This is a genomic window from Mycolicibacterium sp. XJ870, from assembly GCF_053483975.1.
This window is the reverse complement of the sequence record NZ_JBEFTI010000009.1, coordinates 204,319-218,571: the sequence shown is the minus strand read 5'-3', so window position 1 is coordinate 218,571 and position 14,253 is coordinate 204,319. Positions and strand designations below refer to the sequence as shown.

12 protein-coding genes are annotated in these 14,253 nt (G+C 65.5%); 3 read left to right on the top strand and 9 right to left on the bottom strand.

Features of this window, described 5'->3' with window-relative positions; all coding sequences use genetic code 11:
* Positions 1-130: 130 nt before the first annotated feature.
* Together ABQF30_RS25865 and ABQF30_RS25860 are read left to right on the top strand one after the other, a co-directional pair.
* The gene (locus ABQF30_RS25865) at positions 131-1,294 is read left to right on the top strand and encodes a N(5)-(carboxyethyl)ornithine synthase (RefSeq protein WP_448469199.1); all 1,164 of its coding nucleotides are present in this window, start codon (positions 131-133) and stop codon (positions 1,292-1,294) included.
* A gap of 95 nt (positions 1,295-1,389) precedes the next feature.
* Positions 1,390-2,826, top strand: a complete 1,437-nt coding sequence (locus ABQF30_RS25860; RefSeq protein WP_448469198.1) for an FAD-binding oxidoreductase — start codon at positions 1,390-1,392, stop codon at positions 2,824-2,826.
* A 7-nt stretch (positions 2,827-2,833) separates the two neighbouring features.
* Here ABQF30_RS25860 and ABQF30_RS25855 read toward each other — a convergent pair whose 3' ends face one another.
* The 3 genes from ABQF30_RS25855 to ABQF30_RS25845 are packed head-to-tail and all read right to left on the bottom strand — an operon-like array spanning position 2,834 to position 5,947.
* Entirely contained in the window at positions 2,834-3,145 is a 312-nt protein-coding gene (locus ABQF30_RS25855) for a protease inhibitor I42 family protein (protein WP_448469197.1), read from the bottom strand.
* Complete coding sequence (locus ABQF30_RS25850) at positions 3,142-4,422, bottom strand: acyl-CoA dehydrogenase family protein (RefSeq protein ID WP_448469196.1); 1,281 nt, start codon at positions 4,420-4,422, stop codon at positions 3,142-3,144. The genes ABQF30_RS25855 and ABQF30_RS25850 overlap by 4 nt, the downstream gene beginning before the upstream one ends.
* A 1-nt stretch (position 4,423) precedes the next feature.
* Complete coding sequence (locus tag ABQF30_RS25845; protein WP_448469195.1) at positions 4,424-5,947, bottom strand: Nramp family divalent metal transporter; 1,524 nt, start codon at positions 5,945-5,947, stop codon at positions 4,424-4,426.
* 301 nt (positions 5,948-6,248) lie between these two features.
* On the opposite strand from ABQF30_RS25845, the gene ponA2 reads away from it, so the two are divergent.
* Positions 6,249-8,747: a transglycosylase/D,D-transpeptidase PonA2 gene (ponA2, locus tag ABQF30_RS25840; protein ID WP_448469194.1), complete on the top strand. Its 2,499-nt coding sequence runs from the start codon at positions 6,249-6,251 to the stop codon at positions 8,745-8,747.
* Positions 8,748-8,775: 28 nt separating this feature from the next.
* Here the strand turns inward: ponA2 and ABQF30_RS25835 are convergent, their stop codons facing one another.
* The 6 genes from ABQF30_RS25835 to ABQF30_RS25810 all read right to left on the bottom strand — a co-directional run bounded on the left by ABQF30_RS25835 (position 8,776) and on the right by ABQF30_RS25810 (position 14,060).
* Positions 8,776-9,153: a hypothetical protein gene (locus tag ABQF30_RS25835; protein WP_448469193.1), complete on the bottom strand. Its 378-nt coding sequence runs from the start codon at positions 9,151-9,153 to the stop codon at positions 8,776-8,778.
* Between the two features lie 26 nt (positions 9,154-9,179).
* The gene (locus tag ABQF30_RS25830) at positions 9,180-10,658 is read right to left on the bottom strand and encodes a glycoside hydrolase family 130 protein (protein WP_448469192.1); all 1,479 of its coding nucleotides are present in this window, start codon (positions 10,656-10,658) and stop codon (positions 9,180-9,182) included.
* On the bottom strand, positions 10,655-11,677 hold the full coding sequence (locus tag ABQF30_RS25825; protein WP_448469191.1) for a glycosyltransferase: 1,023 nt from the start codon (positions 11,675-11,677) through the stop codon (positions 10,655-10,657). Before ABQF30_RS25825 ends, ABQF30_RS25830 begins: the two co-directional genes overlap by 4 nt.
* Positions 11,674-12,837, bottom strand: coding sequence for a glycosyltransferase (locus ABQF30_RS25820; protein WP_448469190.1), 1,164 nt, complete (start codon positions 12,835-12,837; stop codon positions 11,674-11,676). Before ABQF30_RS25820 ends, ABQF30_RS25825 begins: the two co-directional genes overlap by 4 nt.
* Before the next feature lie 193 nt (positions 12,838-13,030).
* Positions 13,031-13,633: a sensor domain-containing protein gene (locus ABQF30_RS25815; RefSeq protein WP_448469246.1), complete on the bottom strand. Its 603-nt coding sequence runs from the start codon at positions 13,631-13,633 to the stop codon at positions 13,031-13,033.
* Between the two features lie 265 nt (positions 13,634-13,898).
* Complete coding sequence (locus ABQF30_RS25810) at positions 13,899-14,060, bottom strand: hypothetical protein (protein WP_448469189.1); 162 nt, start codon at positions 14,058-14,060, stop codon at positions 13,899-13,901.
* Between the last annotated feature and the right edge of the window lie 193 nt (positions 14,061-14,253).

Below are 14,253 nucleotides of genomic sequence, written 5' to 3'. Positions count from 1 at the left end.
AAGGGGCCGGCGATGTCTGACAAGTCTCCTCGAAAATCCATGACAAAGAAATCCGGCAAATCTCTGAAGGAGAAGCGGGCCGCCAAGCACGCCAAGGTGGCCCGGGCTCACTCCATCGAGGCGTCGCTGCATGACAAGAAGCACTGACACAAAACAGCTTTCGCTAGGCGTTCTGGCCCGCTCGCGGAAACCTGACGAGCGCAGGCTTCCGATTCACCCTGCACACTTTCCCAGGATCGATCCACCGTTGCGGCACCGGATTTTCCTTGAGCACGGCTATGGCGACGAGTTCGGCGCGACCGATGACGCACTGGCCGGCCTGGTCGGCGGGATCAAGACCCGCGACGAGATCATCGCCGCGTGCGACGTCATCCTGGTGCCCAAGGTGCAGGCAGAGGATCTGGCAGAGCTGAGGGTCGGACAAGTCGTGTGGGGGTGGCCGCACTGCGTGCAGGATGCCGCCCTGACGCAGATCGCCATTGACCGGCGACTCACCCTGATCGCCTTCGAGGCCATGAACCACTGGCAGGCCGACGGCGGATTCGGTCTCCACGTGTTCCACAAGAACAACGAGCTCGCGGGTTACTGCTCCGTGCTGCACGCGATGCAATTGGCCGGGATCACCGGCAGCTACGGTCGTCGGCTCCGCGCTGCCGTCATCGGATTCGGTGCGACTGCCCGCGGCGCGGTCACCGCACTCAACGCCCACGGCGTGGATGATGTCCGCGTCCTGACCAACCGTGAGGTGGCCGCCGTCGGGTCACCGATCCCCTCGACGCAGATCGTGCAAATGGGCCGCGACGAGGAAACTCCTGAGCGGACGTGGGCCGACACACCGGAGCACGGCGTGGTGCCGGTGGCTCGTTTCCTGGCCGCGAACGACATCGTCGTCAACTGCGTGCTTCAAGATCCCAACGCTCCGCTGATCTTCGTCACCGAAGAGGATCTGGCCACGTTCGACCCGGGCAGCCTGCTCGTCGACGTCTCCTGCGATGCCGGCATGGGTTTCAGCTGGGCGCGCCCGAGCTCGTTCACCGACCCGATCTGCGAGGTGGCCAACGGCGTCTACTACTACGCCGTGGACCACAGCCCGTCGTACCTGTGGAACTCTGCGACCTGGGAGATCAGCGAGGCGCTGTTGCCGCACATCGAGACCGTGCTCGACGGCCCGGCGGCCTGGGACGCGAGCACCACGATCTCGCGGGCCATCGAGATTCGTGACGGCACCGCCCTGAACCCCGCCATCCTGAAGTTTCAGCACCGTGAGGATGCCTACCCGCATCGTCAGGTCTGACGTGGTGCCACGTCCACCATCGATGCTGCTGCGGTATTGAGGCATGCGGAGATTGACTTGGACGGGCATCGTGAACGCTCTTAGCATGACCGGTTGTGACTGGTCGGAGCGCCGATGCGTCGGTTGACCTTATTGGGCACCTGACAGAGGTGGTCGGGGCGTCGGGAGTTGTGACCGACCCGGCCGAGATGACCGGGTATCTCACCGATTGGCGCCATGCGTACACGGGCACCGCCGCGGCCGTCGTGCGACCGGGAAGCACCGACGAAGTCGCCAAGGTCATGCGGCTGTGTCACGAGAGGGGTGTGGCCGTCGTTCCGCAGGGCGGCAACACCGGGATGTGCGGCGGCGCCGTCCCCGACGCCTCCGGACGCCAGCTGGTGGTGTCGCTGAACCGCATGCGCCGCATCCGCGGCCTCGACGTCGCCAACCAAACCATCACCGTGGAGGCTGGAACCATCCTGCAGGATGTGCAGGAAGCCGCGGCCGGCGCCGGCAAGTTGTTCCCGCTTTCCCTTGGCGCACAGGGCAGCTGCACGATCGGCGGAAATCTCGCGACCAATGCAGGCGGAACGGGCGTGCTTCGCTACGGGACCATGCGCGACCTCGCCCTCGGGCTCGAGGTGGTGCTGCCCGACGGCCGAATCTGGAACGGGCTGCGCGGATTACGCAAGGACAACACGGGCTATGACCTCAAGCACTTGTTCATCGGTGCGGAGGGCACGCTGGGAATCATCACCGCGGCCGTGCTGAAACTCTTTCCCGCCCCGCGCAGCCGCGTCACGGCATGGGTCGCCCTGCCTGAAATCCAGGCCGCGGTCGACCTCATCGGCGTCGTCCGCGACGTCGCCGGCGACCGGTTGACCGGCTTCGAGATCATGTCCCGTCAGAGCGTCGACTTCGTGCTGCGCCACTCGCCGTCCGCACGGAACCCCTTCGCGCAGCGGCATACCTGGTACGCGCTGGTGGAGCTCAGCGATTCACTACCGGTCGCCGGCCTCGACGAGGTCATCGAATCGGCCCTTGGTACCGGCGTCGAGCGTGGCCTCGTCGCCGACGCGGTGGTCGCCTCGTCAACCGCCCAGGCCGCAGCACTTTGGGCGCTGCGGGAAGGGATCTCGGAAGCCCAGAACCATGAGGGCCCCAGCCTCAAACACGACATCACCGTTCCCATCAGCAGCATCCCGGCCTTCGTACAGCGCACCGACCGAGCTCTCGATGCCGCGTGCCCGGGCATCCGCATCGTGGCGTACGGCCACGTCGGCGACGGCAACCTGCATTACAACCTCAGCAAGCCACCGGGGTCGGACGACGACGACTTCCGTGCCCGGGCGACGGACCTTGCGCGGGTCATCTACGACCACACGTCTGCTCTCGACGGCAGCATCAGCGCCGAACACGGACTGGGACAGTCGAAGACCGGCATCATCGCCGACTACAAGGACAGCTGCGAGCTGGCCCTGATGCGTGAGATCAAGCAGCAGTTCGATCCCCGCGGGCTGATGAACCCCGGGAAGGTGCTGCCGGGCTGACCGCGGCTTACTCCGCAACTGTGACGTGAATCCGGCGAAAGTCGCTCTCCGAGGCAGGATCCCATACTCGGCTCAGCCGCAGTGAAACGTCGGCGTCGCCGGGGCCGGTCGCGGCGAGGACGAACACCCGCTGCCCTTCGGCACCCGGGCGCGGCGCCGGATCACCGGCGTGGGTGTCACTGGTGACCGATACTGCTGTGCCGGTTACCTCGATAGTCCAGCGGAACCCGGTCGACGGGGCTTCCGCGAGCCGGATGACCAGGGTGTCTCCGACATGCGCGGTCACGGTGTCCTGTTCGCCGACTTCGATACTCGTCACCGGCGACGCTCGAAGTACTTCTGGTAGGCCTCGGCGGACGCGGCCAGGTCCGGCCGGGCGTCGAGCACCGGTTGCATCTTCTTGCGCGCTTCTTCGCGTTTGTAGGGGATGAACTCCGTCGGGAAATTGCCCTCGTGCGGCTGGTAGTCGCGCAGCACGCGGCGCGCCACGGTCGCCATGTGCACCTCGTCGACGCCGTCGGCGATGCCCATCGTCGGGGCACCGGCATACATCGCCTGAATCGGCGTGAGGTCGGTGGTCCCCAGCGATCCCAGAATGTGCAAAGCGTTGAACGACACCTCGCGCAACACTTTCGCCATGGTGAACTTGACGGCGGCGATCTCGGTGCGCGCCTCCTGCGTCGAGGTGTTGTCGATCTTCCACGCGGTCTCCAGCACGAACAGGCGCAGCATCTTGATCATCGCGTAGGACTCGGCGATCTTCTCCTGCACCATCTGGTGTTCGGCGATCACCTTGCCGTGCGATTGGCGGCTCAGCGCGCGCTCGCACATCATGTCGAACGCCAGGTTGCACTGTGCGATGGTCCGCATGGCATGGTGGATGCGGCCACCGCCGAGGCGCCGCTGCGCCAGAACTTTTGCGCCGTCCTCCGGTCCGAGCAGATGATCTTGCGGCACCCGCACATCGCGGTAGACGATGTGGTTGTGGTTGCGGGGCTCGGGCATGATCTCCACACCCGGCGTCCTTCGCGGCACCACGAACATGCCGTTGGTGCACATGACGAACAGGATGTCGGCGACGCGGCCCGCCGAGGTGAACCACTTCTCGCCGTTGATGACCCATTCGTCGCCGTCGCGGACGGCACGCGTGGTGAACAGGCTTGGATCGCTGCCGCCCTGCGGTTCGGTCATCGAGTACGCCGAGAACATGTCCTGGTTGAGCAGAGGCTTGAGCCAGCGTTCCTTCTGTTCCTCGGTGCCGTAGGCGGCGAGCATCTCCATGTTGCCGGTGTCAGGCGCCGAGGCTCCGAACATGTGCGGCGCGCCGGCGTACCGACCGATGATCTCGTTGAGCAGGCCGAGTTTGAGCTGTCCGAAGCCGGGACCGCCGAGCTCACGGTCGAGGAAGATCGCCCACAGGCCTTGGTCTTTGACCTCTTGTTGCAGTTCGCGCACATAGGCCTTCACCGTGGGGTCCGGTGAGCGGACCGCGTAGGGGAAGATGTGATCGAGCGGTTCGACCTTGTTTTCGCAGAACTGCTTGACCCAGTCGAGCTTGTCCTGAAACTCCGGTTCGGTGCTGAAATCCCAAGCCATGCTAGAACTTCACCAGCGGGGAGCCACTGATCAACTCGTAGACGAAGTTCACGAAGAAGAACCCGAAGAACAGGAAGTTCAGCACCAGCAGCACATAGTGCCACCACCGTGGGCGGGCCGGCCTGGGCAACTTCGAGTTCAGGTACATCAGCATGAACGGGAACACCAAGGCACCCAAATTCGACATGTTCGCCGAGATCTGCACCAGCCGAACCGGGGTGGTGAGGTGGATTGCGCCGGCTATGACCGCGAGAACGAGCAACATGAAGGGGTAGTAGAACTTTCGCGGATCACCCTCCAGCAGACTGCGCAATCGTGGACTCGCGGCGTGCGCGGCGTCGGTGAAGTTGCGCACCAAAGCCTCGAAAATGCCCAACTGTGTCGAGAACAGGACCAGCACGCCGACCACCAGCATCAGGTAGAACATGCCCTGCCCGTACTGTTCTCCCAGTTTCTCGGCGGTGAACGTCGGCACGTTCGTCGTCGTCGGCGCTTCCCCGGAGGTGGCGACGATGTGCGCCATCAGGATGGTGGGCAGCAGCATCCCCAGCATCGCGCCGCAGAAGAACACGCCCCACTGGTCGATGAGCAGCAGCCGGTACCAACGCTTCCACCGGGAAGCGTTTTCGGGCGTGTCCCGGAAAGTCACTCCCACCGGAAGCAATTCGCGCCGTTCCCCGCGCATGCCTGCGATGTACCCGACCCGGTGGCCCATGCCGTATCCCTTGTCGCGGTAGTGGGCCATCGCGTACCAGTTGAGCCCCGACGCGAGGGCGGTGAACCCGGCGAGGGCGCCCAGTGTGGTTGCGGTGATGCCGGACGGAGGTGCCGCCGGAGTGACCAGCCCCCGAATGCCCTCCCACCACACCGACGGCGGAACGATGGCGATGTCGACCACGAGCAGCACCGTCAGCAGCGAACCGACGATCACCCAGTTACTCAGCTCCAGTGCGCGCGAGATCTTGCGGGCGAATACACAGATCAGGAAGACCACGAACAGCAGGACGATGGCCAGCAGCCGGGTGTACTCGAGTTCATCAGGACGGTGCACCCGCCCGACGATCAATGCGAACAGGCCTTGCCCGGCGCTGGCGGCCCAGCCGCCGAAGATGAACGCGAAGTAGAAGACGATGAGCGACACCGGGATCCAGAACCTCCAACCCGGCGGGACCCGTCCCCACCCGACGATAGGCACCTCGCCGGTCGCCACCACGTACCGGGAGACCTCCACGTTGTAGAAGGTCTGCAAGATGGCCGACACCGTGATCACCCAGCCGATCCCGACGAATCCGTAGGCGCCGACCGCCTGCGGTCCGAGCAGCCACTCGCCGCTGCCGACCGAGATGCCGAGCGCGATCAGGCTGGGTCCGATGACGAACTGAACCACCTGCCACGGTCCGAGCCGGGAGACCTTGAACACTTCTTCCGGCTCAGGCAGATCGTCGACGCCGAGTGGCGGACGGCTGGTCCCCAGTTCGTAAACCGTGGCCTCGGGCAATGGCTCGGTCCGATTACTGTCGGCCATCGGCCCTCCCCTGGGTTGTCATGGTCCGCAGGTCCCCTGGTTGGGGCTTACACCACCCCGTCGGAAACGTCAATAGCGGCATCGCCCTTTGTGCGAGTGCGGTTAACGACGCTCCCCCGGAATGGTTGCGAGGGGAACCGTGGAAACGGTTGCCGGGCCCAGTGTTTCGGCTTTCCTCGGCACGCCCGGAGATGACGGTCAGGCAGCGGAAGTTCCGCGACATCCGCCGAGATACCGACGCGCATAACGAATTACATACAAATACGCACCACTGACCCCCGAAGGTCCTACGCTTGATGGCATGTCCGAACCGCCCCCGCGGTCGGGGACCACGGTTGCCAGGCTGGCTATGCATTGTGTGCTGGCCGGATTGCTCGCGGCGGCATTGCTGTTCCCGGTCGTCGGCGGTGCAGGGATGATGACGAGCCGGCTGTCCGACACGGTGGCGCAGGACTCCGCGCAAGTCTTGCAAGGTGAGGCGCCGACCGTTTCCACCATGGTCGACGCCGCGGGCACGCCGATCGCCTGGCTGTACGAGCAGCGCCGATGGGAGGTCCCCAGCGACCGGATCGCCGACACCATGAAGCTGGCGATCGTGTCGATCGAGGACAAGCGCTTCGCCGAACACAACGGCGTGGATGTCCAGGGCACACTGAACGGACTCATCGGCTATCTGCGAGGCGTGGAGCAGATCCGCGGCGGATCGACCATCGAGCAGCAGTACGTCAAGAACTTCAACCTGCTGGTCAAGGCGAAAACCAACGCCGAACGTCGAGCCGCAATAGAGGTGACGCCGGCACGCAAGCTGCGGGAGATCCGGATCGCCCTGGCCTTGAACAAGGCACTCCCCAAGGGGGAGATCTTGGCCCGTTACCTGAACCTGGTCTCGTTCGGCAACGGCGCGTTCGGCGTGCAGGACGCGGCGCGCACCTATTTCGGCATCGACGCCGTGGCGCTCAATTGGCAGCAGTCGGCACTCTTGGCGGGCTTGCTCCGGTCCACCAGTGCGCTCAACCCGTACACCAACCCGGACGGCGCACTGGCGCGACGCAACACCGTGCTCGACACCATGATCGAGAATCTGCCCGACAGGGCAGACGAACTCCGCGCCGCCAAGTCCGCGCCGTTGGGGGTGCTCCCGCAAGCCGACCCGCTGCCGCAAGGCTGCATCGGCGCAGGAGACCGCGCATTCTTCTGCGAATACGCGCTGCAGTACCTGGAGCGCTCGGGTCTGAGCATGGAAGACGTCGCACGAAACGGCTACCTGATCCGCACGACCCTCGACCCCAAAGTGCAGGAGAGCGTCAAATCGGCAATCGATACGGTCGCAGACCCCACCACCGACGGCGTCGCGAGTGTGATGAGCGTGATCAAGCCCGCTAAAGACGCGCACCAGGTGGTCGCGATGGCCGACAACCGCACCTTCGGGCTCGACCTCGACGCCAACCAGACCGTGCAACCGCAGCCCTTTTCCCTGGTCGGTGACGGCGCCGGGTCGATATTCAAGGTCTTCACCACGGCCGCCGCACTCGAGATGGGGATGGGCATCAGCACTCGACTCGAAGTCCCGGCCTCATTTCAGGGCAAACGCCTGGGCAGCAGCGAGAGCCCCGGATGCCCGAGGGAAACCTGGTGCGTGAGAAACGCCAGGTCATACAGCAGCCCGATGAATGTCACCGACGCCCTTGCCCAGTCCCCCAACACCGCATTCGCCAAACTCATCTCCCAGATCGGGGTACCGCGCGCGGTTGATATGGCGGTCCGGCTGGGGCTGAGGTCGTACGCCGAACCGGGCAGCGCCCGCGCGTACGTGCCGGACTCCGACGAGAGCATCGCCGAGTACGTCAAGCGGCAGAACATCGGATCGTTCACGCTCGGCCCGCTCGAGCTCAACCCGCTCGAACTGTCCAATGTAGGAGCGACGTTGGCTTCGGGCGGCGTGTGGTGCCCCCCGAGCCCGATCGACAAGGTTCTCGATCGCCACGGCCGCGAAGTGGGTGTGGAAACAGTTCCCTGCGAACAGGTAGTACCCGAAGGCCTTGCCAACACCCTGGCCAACGCTCTGGGCAAGGACCACACGGGGGGAACCGCTACCGCCGCAGCCAGTTCGGTAGGCTGGGATCTGCCGATGTCCGGCAAGACCGGCACCACCGAATCCCACCGGTCCTCGGCGTTCCTCGGGTTCACCAACCAATACGCCGCTGCGAACTACATCTTCGACGATTCGTCCTCACCGTCGGGTCTGTGCACTTACCCGCTGCGCAAGTGCGGCGAGGGTGACCTGTACGGGGGTACTGCGCCGGCCCGCACCTGGTATCTGGCGATGGACCCCATCGCCGAGCATTTCGGTCCGGTGGCCCTGCCTCCCACCGATCCGCGCTACGTCGACGGCGGACCGGGCGGCGTTGTGCCGAGCGTGACCGGCATGAAGCTCGATGCAGCGCGTAAACGCCTGGAAGAGGCCGGTTTCCGGGTCGCCGAGCACCCGTCGTCGGTGAACAATTCGGCCACGAAGGGTTCGGTGGTGGGGACGAGACCGAATGGCAAAACCATTCCCGGCTCGATCATCACGATCCTCACCAGCACCGGGTATGTCCCGCCGCCGCCCGTCTACCGACCGCCTCCACCGGCACCGCCGCCGCCGGGAGGTCCGCCGCCACCACCCAACGTTGTCCTGATTCCCGGGCTGCCGCCGATCACCATCCCGGGCGCAGCTCCGCCGCCGCCGCCACCGCCGCCCCCGCCGGCGCCTCCTCCACCACCGCCGCCACCGCCACCGCCCCCGGGCGCGCCGTTCTGACGGCTGGTGCTGACACTTCGGGTCTTGACTAACCCGGGTGTCGGATCGTCCTGTCTGTCAGCCTGCGGTTGTGCATGGGTTCGCGCGTCGACTTCTGATGTTCGAGCTGCCGGATCAGCTCCTGCTTGGCATCGTGAAGGGCGCGCGTGATGTCGAGGTTGTCGGCGACCGCAACCAGCGGCGTGCGCCCGGGCAAGGTCGTCCGCAGCGTGACGCGCTGCTCGCGGCGGCCGCGGTCCTGCAACGAGACCTCGAGGCCGACGTCACGCGGGTCCCACCGACCCAGATGCGTTCCGAGTGTCGCCAACGCCTCCAGCACATGCGGACGTTCCTTGGCGACGAACCCCACACCCATGTGCAGGACGTACTCGCCGAGCGGATTATTCGTTCTGTCGGAACGTCTCATCGTGACCTCATTTCGGGCGGACTGGGTTATTGGGCCATCACTGCCAGCAGTTCTGGAAGCGGCACGGTGGCAAGGCCGATGGCGCTGTCGCCGATCCCGTAGGGAATCACCAGGGTCTCGGCGTGAACGAGTGCGCCGCAGGAGTAGACGACGTTGGGCACGTAGCCGTTCTGCTCGTCGGGACTGGGGCTCAACAGTGGTCGACGGAGCCGGCCGATTACCCGGGTCGGATCGTCGAGGTCGAGCAGGATCGCACCGATGCAGTACGTGCGCATGGGCCCCACCCCGTGGGTGAGCACCAGCCAGCCTGCGTCGGTTTCGATTGGCGGACCGCAGTTTCCGAGTTGCAGCGCCTCCCACGCCTCGGCCGGCTGCTGGCACGGGGACGCGCTCGTCCAGACCGCCAGATTGTCGGCGAAAGCGACGGTGTTCGTCTCGCGGTCCGATCTCGACATGGCGGCGTAGCGGCCGCGTATCCGGCGGGGAAACAGTGCCAGGCCCTTGTTGGCCGCGGCCGGCCCGACGAGCGGACCGGAGGTGAAGGACTGGAAATCCGTGGTCGCGAGCAGTTGCTGGCTGATGTGGGATCCGCTGTAGGCCGTGTAGGTGGCGTAGTAGGTGACCGAGCCGTCGTCGTCGACGAAGCGGACGAACCGCGCATCCTCCATGCCGGCCTGCTCGGCTTCCATCGACGGCCAGAGGACTCGCTCGGAAAGAGCTGTGTCGCTGGCGAATTGGACACTATAGAACCGTGCAGCGATGGTGCGGATCTTCTCGACCGTGCGTTGGGCCTGTCCGCGGGTACTGCGGTGGGCGCTCAGGTTGTCGAGGCGCTCATCGAGATCGGATCTACTGAAGCGCTCATCGAGCGCGTCGAAGACGTAGGCCGCGGCCTCGCGGACGTTGGCGATGCGGCCGAGTTCGACGCCGAACACCGATGCGTCGAGTAGTGCGCCCGAGATTCGTCCCGTCGCGGCGTACGGGGTCGGTTCATCGATCGTGGCGCGACCCGCGGCGTCGACGACACCGGTGCGGAACCCGATCGACGACTGGTGCCCCTCCCCGATCCCCCGCACGCTCATCACGAAGCGCAGGCTGCCCGGCGCGGTGTTGGATTGGTCCGGGTGGGCCACGATGCTCGGGTTGCACAGCGCGGCACCCTCGATGGCGTACTCGCTGGTAAAGGTGGCTCCCAGCAACAGCATTCGCGCATCGGAGAGGTGGCGGTCGGGTTCCAGCCGGTCGGCGAGTTCGTGGGCGTGGCGACGGAACGTGTCCGCGAGATGACGGTGCCTGCCGGCGAAGCGGGTGAGGACATCGTCGAGGGTGGCCTGGACGTCGTCATCGGTCAGGGCGAGGATGCGCTTGAGCACGAGGCCCGCACGGGACTCCTGGAGTTCGAAACCCTCTTGGCCGGGGACGAAGAGACGGGTGATCACCCGTCCGGAGTCGGCCGCGAGCCGTTGCGGGTTGCGCGTGGCGAGCCGGCCCCGCACCGAAGTCATTGCGGCACAGTGCAGAAGCGCCGCGCCTGCTGCAAGGTGGATATGACGGCGAGCGTCGACTCCGCGCCCTGGTTGAGGTTCACCCCGTCGGCGAGCAGCCCGTCGAAACCACCACCTGTCTGCGGATCCCACATGACCTGGCTGGAGTCGTTGGCCCCGTGGAACCAGGCGGCGGCGGATCGGACGGCATCGGGCCAGAGCGGCCGCGGGTCGACGGTGGCGGCGCGCGCACACGCATCGGCGAGGGTAGCCACTTCGATCGGCTGCTGGTCGAACGCGGGCCTGCTGTCCGCTGGTCCGCGACCGCCGACGGGGGTGGGTGAGAGATGACCGTCGGCCGTCTCACAGTCGAGCAGCCACTCCAAGAGTTCCAGGCCGCGCTGGGACAGCGCAGGATTGTCCACCGCAACGCCTGCCGCGATCATCGCCTCGGCGAGGACCGCATTGGCATAGGTGAGTCGGGCCTCCGGCCACGCCCAGTCGGAGTCGACCTTGCGGCTGGAGACGGTGGCGGCGTAGTCGGCGAGGAGTCGCAGCGCCGGAGTGTGCTCGGGCTGGACGGTGACGAGTTCAGCGGCACCGATCGCGGCGAATGCCATTGCCCGCGGCCACGGCGATCTGGCCTTGGCGGCCCGCTCGAACTGAACGGTCGCCAGCCGACGGACCAGGCTGACGTCACTGTGGGCGGCGGCCGTGCCGAGCGCCCAGATGCAGCGACCCCAGTGGTCGTCGGTGGTCGGTTGATCGGTCCAGTTTCCGGCGGTGCTCATCCGGTTGCGGCAGGCGCCGCTGTAGCACTGTGCGTCGTTGAGGAACGTGAGCGCCTTGCGGGCGAGGCCGTTGAGCTCACCCGACGTTTCGGGCTCCCGGGTCGCGACGACGAGCACCCTGGCCATGTCATCGGTGCAGTAGCCGTGCTCGCGGCGGGGTTCGGCGAGCAGCGCGTGCTCGTAGGTGGCGCGGTGGTCGGTCAGTCGAAGGAGATGACTGAAGACCGGGTTGGGCGCGATGGCGGTCATGCCAAGGCCATGCGCGCCGCGACGAGTCGTTTCGCCGTGGTGAGGTAAGCGTCGGCGACGACGGGCCACGCCATCGTCGGCGCCAATTCGCGAGCCTCCGAGGCCATGGCGCCGGCGACGCGCGGGTCGGTCAAGACCCGTCGCAGAGCGCCGGCCAGTGCGTCAGCGTCGTCGTGTGGGACCACGAGGCCCGCGCCGCTGCCGAGCAGCTCGACCGCGTGCGGGAAGGCGGTCGCGACGACGGGCCGACCGGTCGCGACCGAGTCGACCAACACGCCGGAGGTGACCTGGTCGCGCGAGTCGTAGGGCAGCACGACGACGCTGGCCTGCAAGATGAGCGTGGTCAGTGCAGCAGGGCTGCGGTACATCGGGTCGAAGAACACCGAGTCGGCGACGCCGAGACGCTGTGCCCGTGCGAGGCAGGCTTCGCGGTAGGCCTCGCCTTCAGCGGCCAGGACCTTCGGGTGGGTGCGGCCGGCGATGAGGTAGCGCGGCTGCCCGGGGAGCTTCTTGAGCACGGCCATCGCGTCGATGACGCGCTCGATGCCCTTGCCCGGGCCGAGCAGTCCCCACGTCAAGATGATCGGACGGGCTGAACGCTTCAAGGCGGCGGTCTTGGGGAGCCCCGCCCCGTGCGGGATCGTGATGACCTTGTGGCGCTTCGCGGGAAAGGCTTCATGCAGCACGCGCCGGGCGGTTTCCGACATGACGACGACTTGATCGGCGAGTGTCATGATCTGTTTGAGCACCGAATATTGTTGTGGAGTCGGGTCTTTGAGCACCGTGTGAGCGACGGCGATCGACGGCACACGCAGGTTTTCCATGATCTGGATGACTTCGTCGCCGTCGGGTCCGCCGTAGATGCCGTACTCGTGCTGGATGACGGCGATGTCGCTCTGGTTCAGCAGCTCCGAGGTTTGCGCCAGCGATGACGGTGATCCGTTGACGAGTTCGCCGACGACGTTGGGCCGGGCAGACACTTCATCGTCGGCGATGCGCACTACGCTGACCGCGGCGCCCTTGGCGGCCAATCCGTCGGACAGAGCGGCGCTGAAGGTCGCCAACCCGCACGGCGTCGGAGGATGGGTGCTCAGGATTCCGAAGCTCGGTATGTGCGAAATCTGCTGTCTCCCAAAGGGAGCGAGCGACGGATGAACCAACGATGGAGCATTCAAAATTATCCCGACTGAGCGTTAGAACGGCGTGTCCGGCGTGAGCGGATGCTCGGGCCAATCAGCGGTCAGAAAACTGAGCCAGTCCGGAGGTGCTGGGAGTGCCAGCACCTCTGACGGTACACCCCAGCAGCCGGACAGGCTTGGTCGCGGTTCTGGAAGTGAGCCAGAGCGCAGCTGCCTACCGTTGCGACGACGGCTCGTCCACCTTCGCGCCGATCTGAGCCGCGATCGCGACGGCCGAGTCCCCCGGGTTGGCACTGCATGTGTTGACATCGACGACGACGTTGTTCCTGGCGGTCAACGCCCGCCCACACGCCCATCCGCCCTTCTTGGCGGCCCTTTGAGTTGCGATCGTGCTCAGCATGCCTGCCTTGTTCGAGATCGGTCCGGGGTCCCACTGCGTGCCGGACTGCAGGTGGGTGTAGTGCTTGCACTGCGGCCATTGTTGCGCTGACGCGTCGTAGAACGCTTTGGCCATCTCGGCCTTGGGGAACAAGACCACAGCCTGATGGGCGTAATGGGTGAAGTCGTCGCCGTTCTTGAGTGTCACATCACGCGCGTCGGTGAAACCACTGTCGGCATAGATCAGCGCCTGCGCCGCGCCGTCGACGGCTAAGCACTCCCGCGGTTGCATGGTCGCGCTGTCGTCCGGCAATTGGTCCTGGGAATTGGTGACAGTCATTCCCGCTGCCGCCATCACTGCGCCAATCTGCTCAGGAGGAAGCAATAATTTGGGCAGGGCGCGGGTCAACAACGGCGCCGGGGCGAACGACGTGATCATCGATTTGGTCGGTGTCTGCGCGGCAGGCTCTTGGCTTGTGCTGCCGCAGCCTTGGCCGGCGATACAAATGGCGGAAATAGCAATAACGGTTGTCAGACGACGCATGCGGTTCTCCCCCGTCTCTGCATTGAAAACACGTCGCAGTGTGGCAAATCAAGGGAAACAGCGAATTGGAATACTCGGCAGAACATTCCGAACAAAGTGCGAAGACTTTGCGGGATCGTTACGGCAACTCCACCTGCAGGTTCCCGCTGACGAACAGCGGTCAGCCTCGCCGCCCGGCGCGTTCGGCGAAAGCGTCGAGCACGGCGAGCACTTCAGGAGAACTCCACACTCGGTTGCGGGGTCCATTGGTTGTCTCGACGAGGATTCCCGCCTCGGTGAGCGGGTTGAGGTAGCGGTGAGCGTTGGCGCCAAGTGAAGTCAACAGGGCGGATTGACTTCACTTAGCTCGCGCTGAATGCCTTCTGAAGTGGGGCGGGCGGGGCTCGAACCCGGGCACCCATACTGAAGTCGTCGATCTGCTCGATCCGGGACGGGCAGATGGACACGGCAGGTCAGCGCCCGTAGCGGGTATGCAAATCATAGGCTAATAGCCTATGATTTGCATACTCAAGGAG